Source organism: Pseudoduganella danionis, assembly GCF_009720775.1.
In the GTDB taxonomy this organism is placed as follows: domain Bacteria; phylum Pseudomonadota; class Gammaproteobacteria; order Burkholderiales; family Burkholderiaceae_D; genus Rugamonas; species Rugamonas danionis.
Map to the genome: position 1 here is coordinate 606,602 of NZ_WNKW01000001.1, position 24,317 is coordinate 630,918.

Genomic DNA, 24,317 nt, shown 5'->3' on the forward strand with positions numbered 1-24,317 from the left:
CTTTTTTCATCCAACAGCAAACCAACTGTAAAATGGAATGGCCGGTCCTGTTGTGTCCGGCGTGCGTAGATAGGAAACGACCTCCAATCTTAAAAAATTGGAGGCACATGAAGCACAAGCAGCAATTGCAAGAAAAGTCGGCTCGCGTCCGGAATATTTTTAACTATTTTAAGGAGCATGCCTTTCTCAATGGATGGCTTTACTATGAATTGATTGGATCACTCACAGAACAAAACTACACTAACACCAAAAATCTACTGATTAAGCTTCTCGTTACGACAGTTTGTCAGTTAGTTCTCAGATGCTTTAAGTCGCCGTCAAGGAATGCCGATGAAAAAAACAAAAAATAGTTTCGTAATCTAACTTATCCCGCACCCTGGAGGTTCATCCTCCCACCTGAGGAATGCGTGCAGGACGCATGCCTAAGAGGTAACACAACTAGGGCACCCGCAAGAATCATGGCTGAACAACTAGAACTGTTCGAAAACCTGTCCCCGCTGGATCGTCAGCTCATCGCCCTCGATGATGATGGGTGTGCTTACGCGCAGGCTCTTCTAGAAATGCTTTTCGCTGATCCGTTCGTGATCCGTAAGATGAGTCTCAACGGCTCCATCATTGCCTCTAAATACGTGCATTTGCGTCTCGACGAGGCAGCGCAGATTTTGATCGGTGACAATTCTAAGCCAGCGCGATCGAGCGCTTGGGTTCTTGCAATGTTGATGGCGCAAGTCCGCCCGCTACAACAAGAAGCTATTGTTTTAAGCCCGATACTCATCCTGAAACGCAGGAGCGGCCACCAAGCGCGAGAGCCTCCAAACACGGATATAAAGCGTTGGTTAGCACTTTCAGCATGTAGTAGCGTTATCCTCGACAGGCTCACTTTAGGCCTTATCCTACTGGTAAAGATTGAGGTGAATGTTCGGCATTAACTGGCGAGCAAACCATTTGAAAATCGTCGATACAGGCTCTCATTTGCTAAATGCGCAGTAAGCTCTAGCAGCTGCTTTCGAAGATTCTGCAACAAAATCCCCTACACTTGCATTTGGATTTGACGTGACAAATGCTTGGTGAAATTTCGACCAACGAGCATAGTCTGCGCTTGCACTTGATCTAATTTGGGGCGGGAAGCCAATCAGTCGAGCAAATATATCAAGCGGCAGATCACCAATCATGCTCCGGTGCATTGCTTCTACGTATTGCCGTTCACTTTCGCCCATTTCTCCTGCATCAGCGGTTGCTTTCATATTGATCAGCCCCTGGAACCACACGTCAGACTCTCGCCACGGACGTTGCACTAGTTAGTGAAATATTGCTTTCTCGGTGACTGACCGCAACTCCTTGTAGGGCTTCTGCATAAAGTCAAACATATCGATCGTAGCAGTTGCTGCTCTTCCACCAAAATAGACGTCATCATTTGTTTTCTTTGCAAAGAAATATAATCCAGCCGCGACCATTAAAGCGACCAAAACGAACGTCAGCATATTTACTCCACTTTATTAATCGTTGTAGTGGCGGTCGGGAACTTACAGTTGTTTTCTGTTTGCGGCATCATTGCAGGAAATTCCGACTTAGCCCTCGTCAGTCCCGGCTTATGAATGTTTTGCCGGATTAAAAATTATCGGAACTCGTAATCAGGAAGACCGCCGAAGCCGGCTGGATGAGTGATAGTGCGGTAGATCCTACCGTCAGATCGGACTTCATAGTCCGCTAGAGCGCTCCAGCCCTGAGGATGCATTACGGTCCTGTAGATCTTGCCATCGGCCCGAAACTCATAATCTGGCAGTGCGCTCCAGCCATCGGGATGCGTTACTGAGCGATAAATCTTTCCATCATTGCGAATCTCATAGTCTGCTAATCCGCTCCACCCATGTGGGTGTGTCACAGTACGGAATATTTGCTTCAAGAGAGTCACTCCTATGTAGTTGATGTTCTGAGTATGCTTGAGAATGTACGTTCTGTTCCGAAGGCGGAGTCAACACTAAAGGTTAGCATTTAAGATAAATGAAATATTCACAAATTCTCACTTTTGGTGTGTTTCAGTTTTTTTTTGTGAACTCCCTGTCTGGACTCGTGTCTAACACACGCGGAAAGACGCAAAATGGTTCCTGAGCGCAACTCAGGAACCATACTGGCGAACATGTGCCCGCTTGAGGGACCAAGGAGGGACAAATGCTGGTCCCGCAGCGATTTTTCATAGGAGATTCGATTCCGGCAAGCGCACCAGGATCATAAAGCCTGCTATTCCTCACGGAGTAGCAGGCTTTTTCCTTTTCCTTCTAGGCTTTTTTTGGGGGGGGCTTTTTTAGTTCTCCAGCTGGAACTTCCAGACATTCTCCTGTTCGATAAACCGGGCGTATCGAATTTTGCCCGTGGGTTTGAATTTTCCTTGAACAATGCGGTATTCAGTAAAGCTAATCCCGTACGGAATCTCCATTTCGGGCTTATAGCGGTAATTAATGTCGTCAAAAAGTATATCTCCCCTTTGTGCTTTGCGTATGTTTTGGCATGAGCCAAACATGCCTGGTAGTTTATAAATGACGGGTCTTTTTTGACGACGGTCTATCAGATAGACGGCAAAGTGCCGTACGGCAGTGCCGCTGCTCGCAGCGGCTTGTCCCTCTATGCAGTCTAGCTTTCCTGATCGGTAGGCGGTGGGATGGGAGCCCAAGTCTCCCGGGCTAATTTGTTCGGTTGGAAAGACCCTCGCGCTTGCGAAATAAACTCTGGTTTCTTTCCAAGACAAATAATTGTGCGTTATTTTAGGCCCCGGAATTAAGGTTCGAGGGGAAAACACCTGCTCTTGTAAAGTGCTGAAATAGTCTTGATAGCTTTGAGCCAGTTCGTTGGTAAGCGCCAGGCTTAGAGTCAATATAAGTGACGTCATCGATACTCCTTGCAGCCAGTTGCAGCAAGATATTCCGGTGAGTGTTTCCAGAAGATAGTTTTTCCGATAGCGGCGGTTGATAACCAAACACACGTATATTCACCGCGTACTTTAGATGTAACTTCTTTTCCGGTATTTTTATTCTTGATGATCCAGTAGATCTTTGTCTTTCGAAGTTGCTCCTTAACTCCAAATATATTGTGATCAGGCGAGCCAAATTTAAAACCATCGATGACTTTTGGGTGACGTGAAAAATTGGTTGAGAAATCTACTCCATCCCACCAGAATGCACCATGCGATGGATCTGATATAGAGTTTGCGAGCACTTCCTGGGCTGATTCCCAGGCGAGTAGTTTTCCAGAGTCTTTGGTCAACTGTTTGATTTCACAAATTTCCATGAAATTGTTGAAGCGCTTGCTTTTTCCCTGTACGACATACGTGTAGTTTGGATCTGCTGCGATCAATTGCTCGACTGTCTTATTGCCCCAGATTCTGCATCGGTTCATCACAGTGTGGGCAATTCCGGTTAATTCATCTTTTAGATTCGCAGGTGAAGCCTCGCCGTATGCAATTGCGGCGAGTAGTTTGGTCTGCGGGTCGAGAACACTCATGTTGGATTCGCCCAGCAGGTGAATTGCAGGTCTTGATGAATCGAGAATGCCTTGGTTTTCGAGTCAGTACCAAACATACCTCGGTCCAGAACTACGCCATCTTCATGGATAACGTATGTCAGATTTGGTGTCTCTTGGTCGTCTCTGGTGGCTATAAAGTATTGTTCCAACTCTTCAGGCACAAAATCTTTGATTTCAGAGGCGACCAGTAATGTTGCAATTGAAGCGCTAGAATTCTGAAAATTTTGTTCTGATAGAAAAGATTGGTAGCGCACCGTTTGACTTGCCAGCAGGCGAGGAGGGGGAAAGCATCCACATGAACAAATGTCGTCAGAAAGTGCGCAGTTTTTTCCTTGAATGTGTTGTTTATGCCGCGGTGAGATGCAGACTATTGTTCCTGTCTTTTTGCATTTAGGACAATAAATTGTGTCGCCTTCGACGGCAATCCTCGTCCCGCTGATCATTGCTGGCGTCGTAGTCGCTTGCACGACACCGCCTGCGGTTGTCTTTGCACCTACTGTGATGTTATAGCGCCGCATAGGTAAAGCCTTCCATTAGAGTGAAGGTCTCAGTTTAAGTTTACGTGGGCCCTAGGAATTGAGTGAAATCATAGTGCGCATTAAATCAGTGGAAGATTCTAGCTAACGAGTGTTGTGGCTTAGTCCAATTTATCAGGTGACATCATGATAAATAACATCGGTCAGACGCTGGGATAGGGTATGAGAAAAGCATTAATGGCGGCGATTCTGTTTTGCTTGATGGTGAAACTTGCTATTCAAGCCGCACCCTGAACGGCGCCAATCGAACTGAAAATGAGGGAAGCGCTGATTGTTCGTCTGCGCTGGCCCTCACGTATTTCCGGTGCTTCCTAGTTTCCCCCGTCTGGACAGCCTGCTGCCGTCTGGCGCGCGCCGAGCGTGCGGCGCCGGCGCCAAGCTAGCAAGCTCAGACCACCGAGCAGCATGGCATAGCCTGAAGGTTCAGGCACCGCGGATACGCCTATGCTGCCGTCGCGCCCCAGATGCGAGAAATCCAGTTTTGCGCGGTCGTAGCCGTCGACGACGATGTGCTCTGCATCGAGCTGACCACTGAAATGCTGGAAGTCGAACAGCTTGATGCTGCTGCCCGGGTTGGCATTGAAATCCGCGCCGAATACCAGATGCAAAGTGCCATTGAAATTGAGCGTAGAGAGCCCGCTCATCCGGTCGTGGCCGCTGCCCATTACTTCCATCGTCAGTATCGCGTTGCTGTCGTAGCTGGCGCTGCCGCCGCCAAAACCGACTTGGGCGCTGGCGCCTGCGCCGCCGGGATTGTAGCCGGCGCGGAACAGCATCTGCCCCGTGAAGCTGCCCGTGCCGCTCACGTCGTCATAGAAACTGAGCGTGCCGCCACTGCTGCTAACGCTGCCCTGATTCACGAACAGGCCGTAGATGCTGGTGTTGCCGCTGCTGCTGAGCGTGTTGCCCGCGCCTAGCAGCAAGCCGTCGCTACTATGCAGCTGGCCTTTGTCGCTGATGAAGGTGGCGTTGCCCAGCTGTGCTACACCCTGATTGAAGATCCAGACCCGGCTATTGCCGACATCCAGCGCACCGGCAAAGCCGAATCCTGCTGCATCGTTGCCGTCGCCCACAGACAGCACGCCGCCGCTGGCATTGATACGCGCGCTGCTGCCGCCGCTGATGGCGCCGTTGACGCTGCCGTAGCCTTGCAGCAGGCCGACGTTGTCTAAGTTCAGCTGACCGCTCACCCGTCCGCCTTGCAGCGCGAGCGTGCCCGCCTTGAACTGGCCACCATCAAGGACCAGATTGGTGTTGCGCCCAAGGCTGAGCGTGTGGTCCACGTTGAGATTGCGCGCGCTGTTGAGCACCAGCGTGTTCAGCGCCAGTGCGCCGCTGCCCAGCGTCGCACCGTTGCGGCCGCCCAGGCTGAGCGTGCCGCTGGTCCAGTTGAAGTTTTGCGGGCCGGCCTCGTTATCGAAGCGCAGCGTGCCACCGCTAAGGTTGAGGCTGGGTGCGCGTAGCTGCCCTCCTGCCAGTGTCAGGCTAGTGCCCGCTACGACGTTCAAGCCTTTGCTGACCTCGAGCGTTGCATTCTGGCCCAGGCGGACACTTTGTTCAAACAGGCCAGCTCCCAGTGCCATATTGTCATGGCTGGTAATGCGCAAAGTCCCACTGTTGAGCGCCACTTTGCCGCTTACCGTGCTGTCGTCCATGATGTTAAGAGTGCCGCCGTCTAGCTGCAAATAGCGGGCGCTAAGCCGTCCGCCATCAACGCTCAGGCTGCTGCCTGCGTCCAGACTGAGCGTGTCAGCCAGTTGCAGTGTCTTGCCAGTATCCAGGACGGGGGTATTGCGCAGCAGCTTGCTGACACTGATGTTGCCTGTACCGTTCACCACCAGAGTACCGCTGCTGAGCAGCACGCCATTGCTGGCCGCTTGTCCGGACAGGCTCGCTGTGCCGCCCCGGACTGCGAGCAGACCACTTTGTAGCTGGCCGTCTGTTACTGTGAGCGTAGTGCCAGTACCGACGGTTAGCGTATTACTCACCTGCAGGCCCTTGCCACTATCGATGAGTAAATTTTCAGGCAGGATACCGGAGCCTAACTGCGCGCCGTCGGCCCCGGTAATTCCAAGTGTGCCGTTCTGCCAGCTAAAGCTCCCCGCATTGTCGAACTGTGCAGCACTGAGCGTACCTGCGCGGAATATGAATGTACTTTTTTGTCCAAAGCTGGCCTTGCCTTGAACTTGAATTGCACCGCCTTGGAGAGTGGCTAGTCCTGCATTGAGCTTGAAATCGCCTTTCACATCGAGCGTGCCACCTGATACAGACCATAAACCCGAGAAGCTGTTAGTGTGAGTAAAGTTACCTGTACTCATGTACGCGCCGTTACTGATGTCGAAGTCACTGCTGTTGTTTGTGTACCCGACTTCAAAATCGAAGTCGCGTTGAGAGAGCCATTTGGTTCCTGCACCAGTGATTTGGAACTTTGTTTCGGGGCTATTATTGAAAGACGATGCCATTCTGCTGTCAAAGTAGTTGGTGCCACTGGTGCCTATGTCATTGAATACAGCACCGTTCCCCATAAAAAATGCGGTGGAACGGCCACCGAAGGCTAATGCAGAGTTGTTATTCAAGGTCGCACCTGGACCATACATGGTCAACGAGAGCCAGCCATCCGCATTAAATATACCGCTGCTGCTATTCACAAAATTTGTTGTGAGTGTCGAATTGGCGTCGATATAAATGTTGTTGACCGAATAATTACTTGATTTCAGATTGGCAATGCTAACGTCGTTGCTGATTTTGAGCGATCTGCTGTCCAGCGTGACATCGGCTAAATGTAGACCAGCCTTGCCACCATCGATTTGGCTCTCCCTTGGCATATAGAAGACCGGGCTACTGAATTTAATTGGCATATTAATCGTTTGCCGATAGGCGCTGAAATTGCGGATATCTGCCTGGCTGTCGACGGTCCTCCCGCTTAGTGTCATGGCGGGCGCATCGCTGGCAAAAGTCAGGTGGCCTATCTCCTGGAGTAAGTCATTATTGCTGGCTGATACAGCGCTAGAGCCGAAGATGAGATTGTCGCGTTTAGCCGGCAATAATGCCGCGCCCCAATTACCTGCGCAATTCCATTGTATGCAATCAATAGCGCGGCCTGTCCAAACGACATCGGCGGCGCTGGACGGCGCTTGCGGCAGGATTAGGCCGGCCGCCATCAGAGCAGCAATGAGAGGGCGTTCCCTGCGGGGAGTACGGGCGCGATACATGCGAGGGGACATGGTAAATTCTCCTGAAAATAGAGGCGTTGTTGGGCGAGATGAGGCGGGTGATCGGCAGCGCCGCGGGAAAAGGCGGCTGGCGCTGGGGGGGGCATTGCCCAGCCCTGCACGTGTTCTATGCAATATTTTTGATTTTGCATGCCATATTGGAAATTTTAATTCCCTGCCAGTCCGAAGAAAACAGTCCATTCAGACGGTTTTTTGCCTGCTGGTGTGGCTGGCCGGGATGCGGCGCCACGATAACCGCACGCGAGCCGATGTCATTTCCGCGGGGATGCGATGGCCACGGCACCGAATACGGGTTGACCATCCCTTCGCTGACTGCCACTGCCGGTGGCACAGTTCTTATGGCGAGTGCTCATGGCAGTATCAACCGGAAAAATATTGCGTTGGAACTTACAAGGCTCTTGCCAGATTAAGACTGAAGTATGCGAAGGATGCGAGCATCATCTCGCGATTGCGCGATTTTGAAGATGAAATCGAGCCACATCCTGAAAAGGTGAATCCGAATTGAAAGCGGCTTGAGTGATAGTTGGTGTGGCGTGGAGGGGGGAGAGCTGAATCACCACGAAATTGCTAAATGCTCGTCAGCCTCCAAGGGTTTAGCTTCGTGCATTGGACGTCGACTCGTGGGGCGGGCGACAGAGTTTGAGGGAGTGCGCGATCAAACGGGAGATTATTAACGGACTTGCCGCTGCCCCGATAGTAACTTTGCTGACTGGCGCCCAAGCTCGGGTTTGAGTGGGACGTCAGTCAGTGTGGCGTGCAGACCATTTTGCCAAGATGGTCTGCGACATGTTGCCTACTTCTGCTTGCGACGGCGTGCAACGCCTGCCATCAGGCTTAGGCCAGCCAGCATCATGGCGTAGGTTTCAGGCTCTGGTACAGCGCTGGTAAAGATGGCTGAGCCATTGCCAGTGTTGTAAGCGAAATTCAGGAAATCACCAGTGTAATAGTTGCCGCCACCACCACCTGCGCCTACACGGGTGCCACCACCACCACCACCGGAATAGCCGCCGCCGCCGCCGGCATTTGCTTCAAAGTTGGAATGCATACCAGCACCAGCGCCGCCGCCAAAGCCGCCTGCCACATTCAGAGTCAACGCGCCGTACCAGGTCAAATTAGCACCACCCTGGCCGCCATTCAGGAAACTAGTACCGCCACCTCCTGCGTAAGCATTGCCACCCTGGCCGTTAGCAATGAAGCCGCCACCGCCCGCACCGCCATAACTAGGCCTCAAGCCACCATTGCCGTTGGCGCCACCCACACCTGCAGCGCCCCAGCTATATGGCGAACTTATCCCGTTGGCGCCAGAAGTAACGTTTGCCAGCGAAGCGTCGCCACCGTTAAGGGTAGAAAAGCCACTACCCTGTGCTGCACCGCCACCGCCACCCGCGACCAAGATCAGCTTACTGTCGGTAGCATCATAAATAAACGTGCCGCCACCGCCACCGCCAGCTGAAGCCGAGCCGGAATTAACACTGGCGCGTCCACCCTCTTCGCCAACCAGAATCTGGATGGTATGACCTGCCAGCAGTTGCTGCTGGACGGTTAGCGAGGCACCGCGACCACCCAGTGCATTGGCAGTGTAACCACCCGAGGCACCGCTGGCCGTAATAGTGTACAGACCGCTGGTAGGAACGATCCATTGCTGGATGCCAGTGCTCAACGCCACGACCTTTCCAGCCAGAGCAGAGTTGGCATAAGCGGCATCGATCTGTGCCTGAATCGGGCCGGTCTTGCCGCTAGCGCCAGCCGAACTAAACGAGTAAGTCGTGGTTGCAGCGTGAACGTGTTGTGCGCCGAGAGCCGTGAAAGCCCAAGCTGCAAGCCATGGTAAGGTCTTTTTCATAGTTTCCTTCTGGAAAATTTAATTGAATATTTGAAAGTAAAGTGACTTTAATTTAATTATCAAATTTTTACAAGTTATTTTGCAATTATTTTTTCCTAGAGGCTACAAATTGGCCGCACGCACGAGGAGATGGATGCGGCCGATCGTTTACCAATCGAAACTGTATGGCTCGGCGTGATTCGGCGTTGTCGCAAAATCCCGTCACTCTTGTTTAGTAAGCAAACTAAACTAAATGCCAATTTTGAAATCCTGTTGAATGGCCAAAACTAAGTTTGTATAAACAGTTATGGGCGAAACGCGATGCCCATCGACATGCAGGTGGCACCTCTGTCGTTTAGTAAATCGTCTGATACTGCGCCGCTCAGCGCAGCGCACAGTGCAGTAATACGGAGAGACGCGGGAGGCCGCCACCAGTTCCACGGGTCATGGGAACTTTGCTACCGCCATATAAAAAAGCCCGACCCCGGGCATAACTAGGAGATCTACATGATGTTCAGTACCCATCTCGCAAGCCGGCAGCCTCGCTGCTCCGTCAAGCCTCTTGCTCTTGCTGTGGCGACGGCACTGGTGGCGCTGTCCAGCGCGCACGCGCAAACGGCGGGCAAGGCCGCCGATGCCAAAGGTGATGCCGCCCAGCCGGTAACGGTGCAGGTCACGGGCTACCGCTATGCGATCGAACAAGCGCTGGATCAGAAGCGCAACGCCAACGCCATCGTCGAAGTGATTACCGCCGAAGACGTGGGCAAGTTCCCCGACAAGAACGTGGCTGATGCACTGCAGCGCGTGCCCGGTGTGATCGTCAACCGTGATGGCGGCGAAGGCAAGAACGTGAGTGTGCGCGGCCTGTCGTCGGAACTGACGCTGACCCAGTTGAACGGCAACTACATCGCCACCGCAGAATCGAACGGTGATCCTACCCGCTCGTTCAACTACATGCTGATGCCGTCGAATATGCTGTCCAGCGCTGAGCTGTTCAAGACGCCGGAAGCGCGCCTCGATGAAGGCGGTATCGGCGGCACGGTAATCCTGCACACGCGCCGTCCGCTGGAAGTGAAGTCGGGCAGCGGCTTTGTCTCGGCCGAAGGTACCTGGGCCGACACCACCAAGAAAACCGATGGACAGTTCTCCGGCCAGTACGCCTGGCACGACGAAGCCAACACCTTCGGCATTCTGGCCGGCTTCACCCAGCAGAAACGTACTACCCGCACCATGGGCGCCAGCACGGAAAACTGGCAGTGGTATGCCGACGATTACAAAGCCCATCCGGCGACCGACGTGAACGGCAAGCCTTCGGGTCTGAATTCGCGCTGGTGGGGCCAGTCCGGTTTCTACGACCAGAACGGCAAGTACTACACCAACTTCATGATGCCGACTTCCGTCAATCTGAACGTGAAGAACGAAGAGCGCGAACGTAAAGGCGGCCAGTTGACCATGCAGCTGAAACCGATGCGCAACCTGACGCTGACGGGTAACTACTTCCGCTTCGATCTGTCGCAGGACTCGCAGACCAATACCCTCAAGGTGCCCGAGTGGAATCTGGCGCGCTACGATGGCGACGGCAACTGGCCCGGTGGCCGTATGCTCGATGGCCTGACCTTCGATCGCAGCGGCACTATCGTGACGGGTGCCCAGTACAGTGCCCACGCTGGTAAAAAATACTACTGCAGCGGCGATGCTGCGGCAGCAGCAGGCTACAAGAACACAGGCGGCTTCGGTCCGGACGATTGCACCATCCCGACGCCGCAGATCACCGGTAGCTACAATCAGGAGAAGTCGCTGTCGCAGACGGCCGACTTCGAAGCAGACTGGCACGGTCAGTCGCTCGATGCGCTGTTCAAGCTGGGTCGTACCTGGGCCACGGGCGGGCCATCGATGCAGTTCACCATGCCGATCAAGCCGCGCGTGCAGAATGCCGATGGCAGCTGGACGCTGGGTAACTACGCCAGCGCATGGACCACGCAAGGAACGCCGACCATGACCTTCTCGCCTGAGCTGATGGCCAATCTGCAGAAGGGCATAGGCGAGATCGACCTTGGTTCGACCCAGTCCTCGTGGACCCGCAACAGCACCGAGCAGAAATATCTGCAGGGTGATTTCACCTGGCACACGGATACCAACTGGCTCGATTCGCTGCAGTTCGGCGCCAAATACCGAGACGGCGGCACCCACCGCAGCACCGGTAACAACTACTGGGCCTGCAAAGGCAAGGACGCCAGCAACTACGACAACCGCTATCAGGCCGGCTGCGATTCGAGCGCTTCGCGCTTCCAGTCCAACTACCTGTATTCCGAGTCGCTGTCGAATCTGGCCGGCGGCATCAAGGCCAGCGCCTTCCCGGCGATTAACTACCCGGCCTATATCGCGCATCTGAACGAAACCTACGGCGCCATGCAGACCCGTAACGAAGATAACTTCGTCTACAACGTGGGCGAGAAAATCACTTCGATGTATCTGCAGGCGAATGTGAAGACCGACCGTCTGCGCGGCAATGCCGGCCTGCGTGTCATCCGTACCCGCCAGCACGCCGATTCGACCGACCGCGTAGACAACTACAACGACTACTTCTTCAACGGCGCCAACGGCGCACCGGCGCCCTGCCAGGCTGGTGGCAAACCAGCCGTGGGCGCACCGGCCGGTTCGGGCTGCGTCAGCGGCTTCACCACGCTGCCGGATAGCGTGGCGCACACTTCGTCGTTCGTGGTCAGCTCGCTGGACCGCAGCTACAACGATGTGCTGCCTAGTTTCAATCTGGCCTACGATCTGAGCGACCAGCTGCTGCTGCGTGCCGCCGCATCGAAAGTGGTGGCCCGTCCTAGCTATGGCGACATCGCCTCGCCGGGCGGCCTGCAGAACTATAGCCAGGAATATGTCAACGACCGTCGCCTGATCGGTGGCGGCGACCAGCAAGGCTGGTTCGGCGAAGGCAGCAACAAGGCGCTGGAGCCGTACAAAGCCAAGCAGTTTGATCTGGGTCTGGAGTGGTACTTCCACCGCGGTTCGGTGCTGGGTACTGGCCTGTTCCGCAAGAACGTGAGCAACTTTGCCGTGCCGGTGGTGCTGAGCATGCCGATGACGGTGGGTGGCCAGACTGTCACGGTGCAGAACTACTCGACCAGTGCCGGTGGTCGTGATGCGGTGTCGCAGGGTATCGAACTGTATGGCCAGCACACGCTCGACATGGGTCTGGGCTTCCAGTTCAACTACACCTACAACAAGACCAATCAGGCGGCCATCACGCTGGCTGACGGCAAGCAGATCGGCACTTCGCCACTGGTGGGCAGCGCGCGCAACCAGACCAACCTGACCGTGTTCTACGGTACGGACCAGTACATGGTGCGTGCTTCGTACAACCGTCGCGGCGAAGTAGTGGGTGGCCTGATCAATGGTCTGAATGTGTATTCGGATCCGTACAGCCAGGTGGACCTGAACGCGTCGTACAACTTCACCAAGCAACTGAGCCTGACCGCTTCGGTGCTGAATCTGACCCGTCAGGAGACCCGTTCGCATCTGGGTAACGACACCACGGATCGCTTCTACGGCAATAACTACACGGGCCGTGTGATCTACGGTGGTCTGAGCTACAAGTTCTAAAACTTCCCCAGGCTCCCCGTCCCGCCGGATGGGGAGTTTTCTCTGCAGTTGCCGGTTCCGCCGGCAACTGCCTTCTTCATTTGGGCAGCGCGATGACGACAACTCAAGCGACGCAACAACGCATTTCCAGAATCACCGTGGTGGGCGGCGGCAGTGCCGGCTGGATGGCCGCAGCAGCGCTGACCACCTATCTAGGCAAGGGCGCCAGTGTGCGCCTGATCGAGTCCGAGGAAATCGGCATCGTCGGCGTGGGCGAAGCCAGCGTGCCGCATATCCGCCAGTTCAATGGTCAGTGGCTGGGACTGGACGAAGCAGAATTCGTCCGGCGTACCCAGGGCACGGTCAAGCTGGGCATACAATTCAACGACTGGGGCCGCATAGGCGACAGCTATATTCATGGCTTCGGCGCCATCGGCCGTTCACTGGGGCCGCTGCCGTTCCACCAGTTCTGGCTCAAGCTGCATCTGGCCGGCAAAGCCGGGCCGATAGGCGACTATTCACCGCAGACAGTGATGGCGCCGCAAGGCAAATTCACCTCGGGCGACCGCAATGCGGCACCCGGATCGCCGCTGGCAGATATCGCCTACGCCTATCACTTCGATGCGGCGCTGTACGCGCGCTATCTGCGCGAAGTGGCCGAGCAGCGCGGCGTGCAGCGCATCGAGGGCAAGATCGTCAGCGTACAGCAGCGCGCTGATGACGGCTACATCGAATCCGTCACGCTGGCATCAGGGCAGGTGGTCGATGGTGAACTGTTCATCGACTGCTCCGGCTTCCGTGGCCTGCTGATTGAAGAGACCCTGAAGACCGGCTATGTGGACTGGTCGCACTGGCTGCCTTGTGACCGCGCCGTGGCCGTGCCTTGTGCCAGCGCGCAGACTATCACGCCCTATACCCGCTCGACGGCACGTGCGGCCGGCTGGCAGTGGCGCATACCGCTGCAGCACCGTATCGGCAATGGCTATGTGTATTCCAGCCGCTATCTGAGTGATGACGAAGCGGCGGCAACACTGATGGCCAACCTCGATGGCAAGGCACTGGCCGAACCGCGTCTGCTGCGTTTCACGACCGGCATGCGCAAAAAAATCTGGCATCGCAATGTGGTGTCGCTGGGGTTGGCCAGTGGCTTCCTCGAGCCGCTGGAATCAACCAGCATCTATCTGGCCCAATCGGGCATCACCCGCCTACTGAGCCTGTTCCCGAATGCGGACTTCAACCCGCAACTGGCCGAACAATACAATCGCGAGACGGCCTTCGAATACGAACGGGTGCGCGACTTCCTGATCCTGCACTACCACGCCACCGAACGTAATGACACGCCATTCTGGGACTATTGCCGCACCATGGCGATACCGGACAGTCTGCGTGAAGCGATGGAACTGTTCCGTAGCGATGGCCGCTATTTCCGTAACGGCGAAGATTTCTTTGCCCTGCCTAGCTGGGTACAGGTGATGCTGGGGCAGGGCATAACGCCGCAGGGCTACCATCCTATCGTCGATGAGATGCCGGAGCCTAAGCTGGTGGAGCTGGTGGAAGGCATGCGTGGCATGCTGGCCCATGCTGTAGCCGCCATGCCTAGCCATGAGGAGTGGATAGAACGCTACTGGAAGGCGCGCGCAGCATGATGGACTTGATGAAGTGGTGCTGCCGTGCGGCGGCAAGTGTGGCAAGTGCGGTGCCGAGGGGGGCGAATCTGCTGGCGTTGCTGGTCTTTGCGTCATCAGCATCAGCGACCACGGTGCAGTCGCTCGACCAGGGCTGGAGCTTCAGCATGCTGCCGGGCGATGCGCAGCTAGCGAGCCATCCGCAAGCGGCAGGCTGGAAGTCGGCCACCGTGCCGGGCACCGTGCACACTGACCTGTTTGCCCACAAGCTGATTCCCGATCCCTATGTGGGCGCACCGGAAGCGGGGCTGCAGTGGATAGGGCTGGCGGACTGGGAATATCGCACGCGTTTCGATGCTGCTAGCGCCACGCGCAACAGCGCACGCAGCGATCTGGTGTTCCATGGCCTTGATACCTATGCCGAAGTCTGGCTCAACGGTGAAAAACTGCTTGATGCGGATAATGCGTTCCGTGTCTGGCGCATCCCCGTGCAGGGGCGGCTGCGCGCGCGTGGCAATGAACTGCGCATTGTGCTGCGTTCACCCATCAGCAAGCTGCTGCCGCAGGTGACGGCCATGCCGAACAAACTAGCCGGTAACTATCCTTCGCCGTATGGCGACGAGCCGGCCGATGCGATGACGGCCAATTTTGCGCGCAAGCCCGGTTACCACTATGGCTGGGACTGGGGGCCGCGCTATGTCACGGCAGGCATCTGGAACACTGTGCAACTGCAAAGCTGGGATGTGCTGCGCATCGATGACCTGCAATTGCGGCAGGACCACGTGGACGAGCAGCGTGCCGAACTCGCTGCCATCGCCACGCTCGATGCTATCGGTGCTGGCAGTGTAGAGCTGCGTCTGTGGCAGACTGCGCCCGATGGCAAGCGAGTGCTGGCAGTGCAGCAGAAAGCGGCGCTAAAACAGGGCAACAACCGCATCGAACTGCCGGTGCATGTGCTCAATCCGCAGCGCTGGTATCCGAACGGCTATGGTGCGCAGGCTTTGTACCGCTACGAGCTGGAAGTAGCGCAGGGGAGCAGGCTGGTGGCCAGCACCAGTGCGCGCACGGGTCTGCGCAGCATGGTGCTGAAACGCGATAGCGATGCGCAGGGACGGAGCTTCTATTTTGAAGTGAACGGCATCCCCGTGTTTGCCAAAGGTGCCAATACCATCCCGTTCGATATGTTCCGGCCGCGCGTGAGCAAGGCACAGTTGCGCCGTGTGCTGGAATCGGCGCGCGATGCGAATATGAACTTCCTGCGTAGCTGGGGCGGCGGCTACTACGAAAGCGATGCATTCTTCGATCTGGCCGATGAACTGGGTCTGCTGGTCTGGCAGGACTTCATGTTCGGCGGCGGCATGCAGCCTGCCTATGACGATGCCTTTCGCGCCAGCGTGATCGCCGAGGCACGCGACAACGTACGGCGTTTGCGCAACCATCCCAGCATTGCGCTCTGGTGCGGCAATAACGAGGAAGAAATCGCATGGAAGTACTGGGGGCCGGGCAAAGCCATGATGCAGGCCGACCCTGCGTTTGCTACCCGTGTGTGGAACGGCTACGTGCAGCTATTCGGTAGCGATCTGCGCAAGGTGGTGGCGGAAGAGGGCGGCGGCGTGGCCTACTGGGCCAGTTCGCCCAGCGATGATCTGGCCGAGGTGGCTAATACGGTGGCCAGCGGCGATATGCATTACTGGGAGGTGTGGGGCAATCCCGCCCACCCAGTCAGCAAATATCTGGAGATCACCCCGCGCTTCATGTCGGAATATGGGCTGCAGGCCTGGCCCGTGCAGCGCACGGTGGACGCATTTGCTAAACGCGCCGAACAGGGCATGGGCACGCCCGTCATCGAAGCGCACCAGAAGTTCATGGCCGGCAAAGGCAATGAACGGCTGCTCAAATACGTCAACGACGAATTCGGCACGCCTTCGGGCTTTGCCAGCTTTATCTATCTGAGCCAGATAGCGCAGGCCGAGGGCATAGCGCTGGCGGCCAGCCACCACCGTGCCAGCCGGCCCTACACCATGGGCTCGCTGTACTGGCAGCTTAACGATGTGTGGCCCGGCGCTTCGTGGTCCAGCGTGGACTGGTTCGGGCGCTGGAAGGCGCTGCAGTTCTATGCGCGGCGTTTCTATGCGCCCGTGGCCGTGGCAGCGCTGCGCGATGCGAACGGCATCAGCCGCGTGCATTTGCTGAATGACCGTACCCATAGCCTGCGTGGCACGCTGCGTTTGCGCGTTACCACGCTGGATGGCCAGTTGCTGCGTGAAGAGCACCGTGCCGTGGAACTGGCGCCGCTGTCCGCACAGCGCAGCGCCGAGTACACCGATGGGCAGTTGCTCGGCAATGCCGATCCTGCGAATACAGTGGCCGTGTTCGATCTGCAGGTGGAAGGCGAAGCGCCAGCGCGCAGCGTGCTGTACTTCCGTGCGGCGAAAGAAATGCGCTGGCCCGAGGCGCAACTGCAGGCGCGCTTGCAGCCTGCAGCCGGCGGCTACTACTTGGAGCTCAGCGCACGCCAGTTCGCCCGCGCTGTCTGGATAGACTTCGGCGAGCTCGATGCGGAACTATCCGATAACGCTCTCACCCTGCTGCCGGGTGAATCCGTGCGCCTGTCGCTGCGATCGCCGGCCAGTCTGGCGGCCCTGCGTCGCGCCATGCGGCTGCAGTCCGTGGGCGATGTGCTGGCGCAGGGAGCGCGTTGATGCGCACCGTTTTACTAAACAATGCTAAAGAGCGCCCCGCACAGCAGCGCGCGATTGTTGCTGAAAAGTGGCGCTGATATAAAAGCGTCCTAGGCAGCGCAAGGCGAACATCACCACCGCCATGCCTTGGACTAGCGCTCGCCGAGGCGTTTATTAAACCGAAAAAATGGAGACATCGGATGTACCTGAATTTGCTGCGAGCTTTGCTGTGCCCTTGGCTGCGTGTAGCGCGGGGGCAGGCGTGAGCCAGACCACGTTGCGCGATATCGCGGCGGCTACCGGTCTGTCTATCGGTACGGTCTCGCGCGCACTGAAGAACCAGTCGGGTATGACAGAGTCCACCCGCAGTCTGGTGCTGGAAACGGCGGAACGGCTGGGCTATGACTTCGCGCAGTTGCGCAGTGGACCGATCCGCCGCATCGCCTTCCTGCTACATAGCCAGCACAACACCCTCGCTTCCGGTTCCTTCTTCTCGCCAGTGCTGCACGGTGCCGAGGAAGTCTGCCGGCGCGAAGGGATAGCGCTATCATTTTTTGCTGTTGGTCCGGCCGAGCCGGTAATGGGCCTGATTCGTCTGCACCAGCCTGATGCCATCCTGTGTGCCGGCTACTTCGAGCCGGAAGTATTGACGGCGCTGCAGCAGGCCGGCAAGCCTATGGTGCTGGTGGATATGCAGCGGCGCGGCTTCAAGTCTGTCAATCCGGACAATCTGCACGGCGGCTATCTGGCCACCCAGCATCTGCTGCGGGCCGGACGCAAACGCATCGCCATGCTGTCCGGCTCACTGGCGCACTACAGCATACAGCAGCGCAATCGCGGCTTTCGTCAGGCGTTGTTCGATGCCCACGTACATGCCGACCCTGATCTGGAAGTCACGCTGCCAGCCGTGGGCGATGCCGAGCAGAGTGTCAGCGATGCCGTGCAAGCCTTGCTGGCGCTGCCCAAACGTGCCGACGCCGTGTTCTGCTACAACGACAGCACGGCGCTGGCGGCCATGAAGGCTTGCCGCAAGGCGGGCCTGAAGATCCCGCAGGACATCGCCATCGTCGGCTTCGATGACATCGCTGCCGCCCCTGCCGGCATCCCGCCGCTCAGTACTGTCCGCGTGGACAAGGCAGCGCTGGGCCAGACCGGTGTCGAATTACTGCTACAGAAAACCGAAAACCACCCATCCCAGATAACCGTGCCAGTTGAGCTGATCGTGCGCGAGAGTAGCCACGGCGTTTAACCCACTATTACCGGAAGAACCATGATCAATTTACCCGATTTCCGTAGCCCTAGTGTCCTGCTCGAGCATGCGCAGCACACCATGCGCTTCTACCATCCGCGCGCCATCGATCCGGCCGGCGGCATGTACCATTTTTTCAAGGATGATGGCAGCGTCTACGACATGCAGCAGCGCCATCTGGTGAGCAGCACGCGCTTCGTGTTCACCTATGCCATGGCCTATCGCCATTTCAAGGAAGAGGCATATCTGAGGGGCGCGGAACATGCACTGCGCTTTCTGCGCGAAGTACACCGCGATCCTGTCGGCGGCGGCTATGCATGGCTGCTGGATGGTACGCAGGTGATCGACGGCACTCAGCACGCCTACGGCCAGGCCTTCGTGCTGCTGGCCTATGCTCACGCCACCATGGCCGGTCTGGAACAGGCGCGCCCGTGGATCGCCGAAACTTTCGATCTGATGGAACAGCGCTTCTGGGATGCGCAGGCTGGTTTGTATGCTGACGAGGCAAGCCACGACTGGAGTGTGCTGTCCGGCTATCGGGGCCAGAACGCCAATATGCACGCCTGCGAAGCGCTGCTGGCGGCCCATCTAGCTACGGGTGAAGTGCGCTATCTGGAACGCGCCTACACGGTGGCCTACAACATCACCCAGCGTCAGGCGCAGCGGTGTGGTGGTCTGATCTGGGAGCACTACGACGAGCAATGGCAGCCTGACTGGCAATTCAACATCCATGATCCGGAAAACCTGTTCCGTCCATGGGGCTACCAGCCCGGCCACTTCACCGAGTGGGCCAAGCTGCTGGTGCAACTGGAAGCGCGCGCGCAGGGCGTGCTGGCGCAGCCGCTGGACTGGCTGGTACCGACGGCGGAACGGCTGTTCCGCGTGGCGCTGGAAAAAGGCTGGGATGCCGAGCATGGCGGCGTGTGCTACTCGCTGGCGCCGGAACTGCATGTGTGCGATGGCCATAAATACTTCTGGGTGCAGGCCGAGAGTGCCGCGGCGGCCGCGCTGCTGGCTCAGCGTACAGGCAATAGCGAATATTGGGACTGGTACCAGCGCCTGTGGGCGTATAGCTGGACTTATATGGTCGACCACAAATATGGTGCGTGGTATCGCATACTCGACCAGCAGAACCGCAAGCTCAGTGACGAAAAGAGCCCTGCAGGTAAAGTCGATTACCACACCATGGGGGCCTGCTACGACATTCTGACGGTACTGGGAAAGGCTGATCATGCATGAAGCCCCTTTAATGCTGTGCGCCGGCGAGGCGCTGACCGACATGATTCATCAGGGGAATGAGCAGTGGCTTAGTCAGGTGGGCGGCTCGGTCTGGAATGTGGCGCGCGCGCTGGCCGTGCTGGGCGAACGTACGGCCTTCGCCGGCGCCATCAGCAATGACCGTTTTGGCGACGCGCTGTGGAACGCCAGTGCCGCCGTGGGGCTGGATCTGCGCCTGATCCAGCGCGTACCGCGTTCGCCGCTGCTGGCAGTGGTGGAGCAGGGCGAACCACCGAGCTACTTTTTCGTGGGCGACGACAGCGCCGATCTGCACTTCAATCCAGCCACGCTGCCGGCTGGGTGGTCGGGCGCGTTGCGCTGGGCGCACTTCGGTGGCATTAGTCTGGCGCGCCAGCCGCTGGCATCCACGCTGGTAGCGCTGGCACAGCAGCTCAAAGCGCAGGGCGTGGCGATCAGCTACGATCCGAATTTCCGCAATCTGATGGACGCCAGCTATCAGCCTATCTTGCGCACCATGGCGGCGCTGGCGGATGTGATCAAAGTATCGGACGATGATCTGCGTGGTCTGTTCCCCGATATGACGCTCGATCAGGCCTTGCAGCAATTGCGGGCAGCTAATCCATCGGCCTACTGTCTGCTGACCCGTGGCGGGCAGGGCGCAACGCTGTTCCATGGCAGCGAACGTGCCGATGCGCGCGCGCCCAAGGTTGAGGTGGTGGATACCGTGGGCGCGGGTGATGCCAGCGTGGCCGGGCTACTCCATAGTCTGGCCGGCTATCCGCAACGCGGTTTGCAGGCACACCTGCACGCAGCGCTGGCCGCCGGTTCCGCTGCCTGTCTGCAGGCGGGAGCCAATCCGCCGCAGGCTGCGGCGATGGAACAATTCTTCGAACAATTACAAGGAGACAGCAAGTGAAACAAGCAATCCGATTTTCCCTGTTCCGGCCCGCTCTGCGCGGTCTGAATATCGCACTGCTGGCTGCCCTGCCACTGTTTGCGCAGAATGCCAGTGCGGCCGATACGCCAGCCAAGGCCCAGCCAGCGGGCAAAGTAGTAGCAAATATTGCGCTGCGTCCCGTCAGCGAGGCGGAAGCAGCGGCGCTGGCGCAGCAGGTGAAAGATGAAGTGCGCCATGCTTGGCGCGGCTACAAGCAGTATGCATGGGGTCATGATGCGCTTAGTCCGCTCAGCAAGAAACCGCGCGACTGGTATGAACATTCGCTGCTGATGACGCCTGTTGATGCACTCGATACCCTGATGATCATGGGCCTCAAAGAAGAAGCGGACGAAGCGCGCGAACTGATCGCCCAGCAGCTCAACTTCGATCAGGACATGTATGTGCAGAACTTTGAAATCACCATCCGTCTGCTGGGCGGCTTGCTGTCGGCCTATCAGATCAGCGGTGATGCACGCTTGCTGGACAAGGCGGAAGATCTGGGCAAGCGTCTGCTGCCCGTATTCGATAGCCCGACCGGTATGCCCTACACCCACGTGAATCTGCGCACCGGTAAAGTACGCGGCAAACTCAGTAATCCGGCCGAAACGGGCACGCTGGTGCTGGAATTCGGTATGCTGAGCCGCCTGACGGGCAAGCCGGTCTACTTCGAAAAATCCAAACGTGCACTGGTGGCGACCTATAAAGCCGCCTCGCCACTGGGACTGGTGGGTTCCACCATCGATGTGGAAACGGGGCGCTGGACGGATACGGGCGCCCACATCGGTGGCGGCATTGATTCCTACTATGAGTACCTGAACAAATGCTGGCGTTTGTTCGGCGATATGGAATGCAAAGCCATGTGGGAACACAGCATCAAGGGCATGAACCAGGCGCTGGCCGATCAGCGTGGTAGCGCGCTGTGGTACGGCCATGCGGATATGGCCACGGGCGTGCGCAGCAAGACCCAGTACGGCGCACTGGATGCCTTCATGCCGGCGCTGCTGGCACTAGGCGGCGACATGAAGCGCGCCAAGGCACTGCAGGAATCGGGTCTGCGTATGTGGCGTCTGCACGGCATCGAGCCGGAATCGCTGGATTACGCCAGCATGACGGTGCAGTCACCCGGCTACGCGCTGCGTCCCGAGATTGTGGAATCGGCCTACTACCTGCATCACTACACTGGTAATCCGCGCTATCGCGCGATGGGCCGCGAGTTCTGGGAAGCCTTTGTGCGATACTGCCGTACCGAAGCTGGCTATGCTGCGCTAAAGGATGTGCGCAGCAAGGAGCAGGAGGATTCGATGGAGAGCTTCGTATTTGCCGAGACCTTTAAATACTTCTACCTGCTGTTCGCGCCTAAGAGCGCCTTGAATTTCGATGCCGTGACCTTCAACACGGAAGCCCACCCGCTGCATTTGCCAGCGGCACCGGCTGCACACTAGGCGGAGCGCGTACAGATGACTCTCATCACAATCAGAAGCAGCCTGCGTTGTATCGGCCTCGTGCTGGCAGCCGGTGTGCTGCCGCAGCTTGCGCTGGCTGCTATGCCGGCAGGTAGCATGCCGGTCAATACCTTCATCGGTACCCAGGACGAAGGTAATACCTTCCCTGGTGCTTCCGCGCCGTTCGGCATGATACAGGTCAGCCCCAGCGGCGAACATTACGCTGGCTGGCGTTATAGCGATACCCGCATCCGTGGTTTCGGCCACTCCTATCTGTCCGGTGCCGGTTGCTGGGAGCAGGGCGGGCAGGTGTCAGTGCTGCCTGTGACGGGACGTATCGGTGCCGGTGGCGATATCGATACGGCCAAGCCGGAAAGTTTCGATTACCGCCGCTATGCGGCCGAATACACGCATGATGGCGAAGTGGGGCAGGCTGGCTACTACAAGGTGCACTTGACCAGCTATGGCGGCATTACTGCCGAAGCCACGGCACTGACGCGCGCCGCCGCAGAGCGCTATACCTTTGCTGCTGGTAACAAGGATGGCCACCTGCTGGTCAATCTGGGACAGGCCAACGAACGCCACGCGGTAGTGGGTAGTACCTTGCGCGTGATCGACAACCATAGTATCGAAGGCAAGGTGGTGACCAAGAGCTTCTGCGGCGGTGCCCAGTACACCACGTGGTTCCGTATGGTGTTCGATCAGCCTTTCGTGGCGCATGGTATCTGGGACGATCAGGGTGGCAAAGCCGGCGTGAACGGTCCTAGCCAGCAGGGCGAAGCGCGCCCGCACGGCGCATGGTTCAGCTTCGATCTGAAGTCTGGCCGCAGCGTCACGGCAGTTAGCGCCATCTCGCATGTGGATGCCGATGGCGCCCGCATCAACCTGCAGGCCGAAGGCATGGCTGGTGGCCGTCCGCTGAGTTTCGATGCCATGCGTACCCAGGCACAGGCAAGCTGGCAGCGCGAACTCTCACGTGTACGGATCGAAGGCGGTAGCCAGGACGACCGCACCGTGTTCTACACGGCGCTGTACCACACGCTGCTGCAGCCGTTGACGGGTAATGATGCCGATGGCCGCTATCGCGGCTACGACAGCGCGATCCATACCGCCAAGGACTGGACGTATTATGAGTTCTTCTCGCTGTGGGATACTTACCGCGCGCAGAACCAGATGCTGGCTTTGCTGTACCCGCAGCGGGTGCGTGACATCGCCAACTCCGTGCTGAAGATACGCGAGCAAGGTGGCTGGCTGCCACGCTGGGGCTACGCCAACTTCGAGACCAATATCATGACGGGCGATCCGGTGACGCCATTCCTCGTCGACCTGTGGCGCTACGGTGCGCTGAAAGGGCGCGAGAAGGAAGCCTACGCTGCCTTGCGCGAGAATGCTTTCGGCGTGCCGCCGAATGGTATCCGCGCGCAGGGACGGGCCGGTAACGAAAGCTATATGCGGCAGGGCTTTGTGCAGTACGACCGCGGCTTTGTCTCCAAGGGTATGGACGTTGATCCGCACCATGGCGCTTCGGCCACGCTGGAATATGCACTGGCGGACGGCGCACTGGCAACCATGGCGAAAGCTCTCGGACAGCGCAGCGATGCCGCCACACTGGCGCAGCGCGCCCTGAACTGGCGCAAGATCTGGGATGCCAGCGTCAAGGATAGCGGCACCGGACTGCAAGGCTTCCCGCGTCCCCGCCTGATGGATGGTAGCTGGTTCAGCGAACTGACGGGCGGTTACGATCCGCGCAGCGACCGTGGCTTCCATGAAGGGACAGCATGGCAATACCAGTGGCTGGTGCAGCAGGATGTGCCGGGACTGGCAGCGGCGATGGGCGGCCAGAAGGCAGCGCTGCATCGCCTTGATCTGTTCTTCGATTACGATGCTGTGCAGGCCGATGCGGCAGCAGTACGCAAATCATGGGTGGTGGGGCCGTATAGCTATTACAGCCAGTTCCGCTACAACCCCAATAACGAACCGGATCTGCATACGCCGTGGATGTACACTTTGATGGGGCAGCCGTGGAAAACCACCACCGTGCTGCGGGCGGCGGAAACCCTGTTCGGCAATAGCCCTGGCGGCGTGACGGGCAACGATGATCTGGGTACGATGTCGGCCTGGTATCTGTTCAGCGCACTGGGTCTGTATCCCGATGTGCCGGGTAGTGGCCGTTTCCTGCTGCATGCGCCACGCTTTGCCAAGGCGGAAATCGATTTGCCGCAGGGCCGCATGCTGAGTATCAGCGCACCAGCCGCGGTAGCGGGGGAACGCCGCTTTGTGGACAGCGTGCGCTGGGCTGGTCAACCGCAGCAGCGCGTCTGGCTGGACTGGGAACAGATACAGGCAGGTGGCATGCTGGATTACAGCCTGACGCCGCAAGCCGGTGGCAATTGGGGCACCCGTGCACGTGATTTGCCCAAAGCCCCCGCCGGCATTGCGCCGTGAA

General features: G+C 57.6%; 17 protein-coding genes. 10 read left to right on the plus strand and 7 right to left on the minus strand.

The annotated features are described in order from the left end of the window. Window positions 1-458 precede the first annotated feature (458 nt). Entirely contained in the window at window positions 459-929 is a 471-nt protein-coding gene (locus GM655_RS02660) for a hypothetical protein (protein WP_155433068.1), read from the plus strand. A gap of 39 nt (window positions 930-968) precedes the next feature. Here GM655_RS02660 and GM655_RS02665 read toward each other — a convergent pair whose 3' ends face one another. The 6 genes from GM655_RS02665 to GM655_RS02690 all read right to left on the minus strand — a co-directional run bounded on the left by GM655_RS02665 (window position 969) and on the right by GM655_RS02690 (window position 7,213). Beyond that, a complete protein-coding gene (locus GM655_RS02665) occupies window positions 969-1,244 on the minus strand; it encodes a hypothetical protein (RefSeq protein ID WP_155433069.1) in 276 nt (91 codons plus the stop codon). Between the two features lie 54 nt (window positions 1,245-1,298). After that, window positions 1,299-1,481, minus strand: coding sequence for a hypothetical protein (locus GM655_RS02670; protein ID WP_155433070.1), 183 nt, complete (start codon window positions 1,479-1,481; stop codon window positions 1,299-1,301). A gap of 821 nt (window positions 1,482-2,302) precedes the next feature. Further along, window positions 2,303-2,884 (minus strand): hypothetical protein, encoded by a 582-nt coding sequence (locus GM655_RS02675; RefSeq protein ID WP_155433071.1) that lies wholly within the window; start codon window positions 2,882-2,884, stop codon window positions 2,303-2,305. Then, window positions 2,881-3,495, minus strand: a complete 615-nt coding sequence (locus tag GM655_RS02680) for a hypothetical protein (protein WP_155433072.1) — start codon at window positions 3,493-3,495, stop codon at window positions 2,881-2,883. Before GM655_RS02680 ends, GM655_RS02675 begins: the two co-directional genes overlap by 4 nt. After that, complete coding sequence (locus GM655_RS02685; RefSeq protein WP_155433073.1) at window positions 3,492-4,034, minus strand: PAAR domain-containing protein; 543 nt, start codon at window positions 4,032-4,034, stop codon at window positions 3,492-3,494. Before GM655_RS02685 ends, GM655_RS02680 begins: the two co-directional genes overlap by 4 nt. 329 nt (window positions 4,035-4,363) lie before the next feature. Continuing rightward, window positions 4,364-7,213 carry a PEP-CTERM sorting domain-containing protein gene (locus tag GM655_RS02690; RefSeq protein ID WP_196308691.1) on the minus strand — a complete coding sequence of 950 codons (2,850 nt, stop codon included), beginning with the start codon at window positions 7,211-7,213 and terminating at the stop codon, window positions 4,364-4,366. A gap of 61 nt (window positions 7,214-7,274) precedes the next feature. On the opposite strand from GM655_RS02690, the gene GM655_RS22720 reads away from it, so the two are divergent. Then, window positions 7,275-7,790, plus strand: coding sequence for a hypothetical protein (locus tag GM655_RS22720; protein WP_196308692.1), 516 nt, complete (start codon window positions 7,275-7,277; stop codon window positions 7,788-7,790). A 288-nt stretch (window positions 7,791-8,078) separates the two neighbouring features. On the opposite strand, the gene GM655_RS23150 is transcribed toward GM655_RS22720, so the two are convergent. Continuing rightward, a complete protein-coding gene (locus tag GM655_RS23150) occupies window positions 8,079-9,128 on the minus strand; it encodes a PEP-CTERM sorting domain-containing protein (RefSeq protein WP_155434089.1) in 1,050 nt (349 codons plus the stop codon). Window positions 9,129-9,614: 486 nt separating this feature from the next. Here GM655_RS23150 and GM655_RS02700 point away from each other — a divergent pair, with 486 nt between their 5' ends. The 8 genes from GM655_RS02700 to GM655_RS02735 all read left to right on the plus strand — a co-directional run bounded on the left by GM655_RS02700 (window position 9,615) and on the right by GM655_RS02735 (window position 24,316). Then, the gene (locus tag GM655_RS02700; protein ID WP_229632344.1) at window positions 9,615-12,719 is read left to right on the plus strand and encodes a TonB-dependent receptor; all 3,105 of its coding nucleotides are present in this window, start codon (window positions 9,615-9,617) and stop codon (window positions 12,717-12,719) included. A gap of 92 nt (window positions 12,720-12,811) precedes the next feature. Continuing rightward, window positions 12,812-14,344 carry a tryptophan halogenase family protein gene (locus tag GM655_RS02705; RefSeq protein WP_155433075.1) on the plus strand — a complete coding sequence of 511 codons (1,533 nt, stop codon included), beginning with the start codon at window positions 12,812-12,814 and terminating at the stop codon, window positions 14,342-14,344. Then, window positions 14,308-17,025 carry a beta-mannosidase gene (locus tag GM655_RS02710; protein WP_371866692.1) on the plus strand — a complete coding sequence of 906 codons (2,718 nt, stop codon included), beginning with the start codon at window positions 14,308-14,310 and terminating at the stop codon, window positions 17,023-17,025. The genes GM655_RS02705 and GM655_RS02710 overlap by 37 nt, the downstream gene beginning before the upstream one ends. Before the next feature lie 241 nt (window positions 17,026-17,266). After that, on the plus strand, window positions 17,267-18,253 hold the full coding sequence (locus GM655_RS02715; protein ID WP_371866693.1) for a LacI family DNA-binding transcriptional regulator: 987 nt from the start codon (window positions 17,267-17,269) through the stop codon (window positions 18,251-18,253). A gap of 21 nt (window positions 18,254-18,274) precedes the next feature. Beyond that, complete coding sequence (locus GM655_RS02720) at window positions 18,275-19,492, plus strand: AGE family epimerase/isomerase (protein ID WP_155433077.1); 1,218 nt, start codon at window positions 18,275-18,277, stop codon at window positions 19,490-19,492. Beyond that, window positions 19,485-20,408, plus strand: a complete 924-nt coding sequence (locus GM655_RS02725; protein WP_155433078.1) for a carbohydrate kinase family protein — start codon at window positions 19,485-19,487, stop codon at window positions 20,406-20,408. The genes GM655_RS02720 and GM655_RS02725 overlap by 8 nt, the downstream gene beginning before the upstream one ends. Then, on the plus strand, window positions 20,405-21,871 hold the full coding sequence (locus GM655_RS02730) for a glycoside hydrolase family 47 protein (protein WP_371866694.1): 1,467 nt from the start codon (window positions 20,405-20,407) through the stop codon (window positions 21,869-21,871). The genes GM655_RS02725 and GM655_RS02730 overlap by 4 nt, the downstream gene beginning before the upstream one ends. A 15-nt stretch (window positions 21,872-21,886) precedes the next feature. Next, on the plus strand, window positions 21,887-24,316 hold the full coding sequence (locus tag GM655_RS02735; protein ID WP_155433079.1) for a GH92 family glycosyl hydrolase: 2,430 nt from the start codon (window positions 21,887-21,889) through the stop codon (window positions 24,314-24,316). The last annotated feature ends 1 nt before the right edge of the window (window position 24,317 follow it).

Excerpts from the sequence above, each read along its gene's own strand:
- GM655_RS02700 (WP_229632344.1), top strand. The coding sequence starts at position 9,615 with ATGATGTTCAGTACCCATCTCGCAAGCCGGCAGCCTCGCTGCTCCGTC.
- GM655_RS02705 (WP_155433075.1), top strand. The coding sequence starts at position 12,812 with ATGACGACAACTCAAGCGACGCAACAACGCATTTCCAGAATCACCGTG.
- GM655_RS02670 (WP_155433070.1), bottom strand. The coding sequence starts at position 1,481 with ATGCTGACGTTCGTTTTGGTCGCTTTAATGGTCGCGGCTGGATTATAT.
- GM655_RS02660 (WP_155433068.1), top strand. The coding sequence starts at position 459 with ATGGCTGAACAACTAGAACTGTTCGAAAACCTGTCCCCGCTGGATCGT.
- GM655_RS02725 (WP_155433078.1), top strand. The coding sequence starts at position 19,485 with ATGCATGAAGCCCCTTTAATGCTGTGCGCCGGCGAGGCGCTGACCGAC.
- GM655_RS02720 (WP_155433077.1), top strand. The coding sequence starts at position 18,275 with ATGATCAATTTACCCGATTTCCGTAGCCCTAGTGTCCTGCTCGAGCAT.
- GM655_RS02675 (WP_155433071.1), bottom strand. The coding sequence starts at position 2,884 with ATGACGTCACTTATATTGACTCTAAGCCTGGCGCTTACCAACGAACTG.
- GM655_RS02665 (WP_155433069.1), bottom strand. The coding sequence starts at position 1,244 with ATGAAAGCAACCGCTGATGCAGGAGAAATGGGCGAAAGTGAACGGCAA.
- GM655_RS02680 (WP_155433072.1), bottom strand. The coding sequence starts at position 3,495 with ATGAGTGTTCTCGACCCGCAGACCAAACTACTCGCCGCAATTGCATAC.
- GM655_RS02685 (WP_155433073.1), bottom strand. The coding sequence starts at position 4,034 with ATGCGGCGCTATAACATCACAGTAGGTGCAAAGACAACCGCAGGCGGT.
- GM655_RS23150 (WP_155434089.1), bottom strand. The coding sequence starts at position 9,128 with ATGAAAAAGACCTTACCATGGCTTGCAGCTTGGGCTTTCACGGCTCTC.
- GM655_RS22720 (WP_196308692.1), top strand. The coding sequence starts at position 7,275 with ATGGTAAATTCTCCTGAAAATAGAGGCGTTGTTGGGCGAGATGAGGCG.
- GM655_RS02690 (WP_196308691.1), bottom strand. The coding sequence starts at position 7,213 with ATGGCGGCCGGCCTAATCCTGCCGCAAGCGCCGTCCAGCGCCGCCGAT.
- GM655_RS02735 (WP_155433079.1), top strand. The coding sequence starts at position 21,887 with ATGACTCTCATCACAATCAGAAGCAGCCTGCGTTGTATCGGCCTCGTG.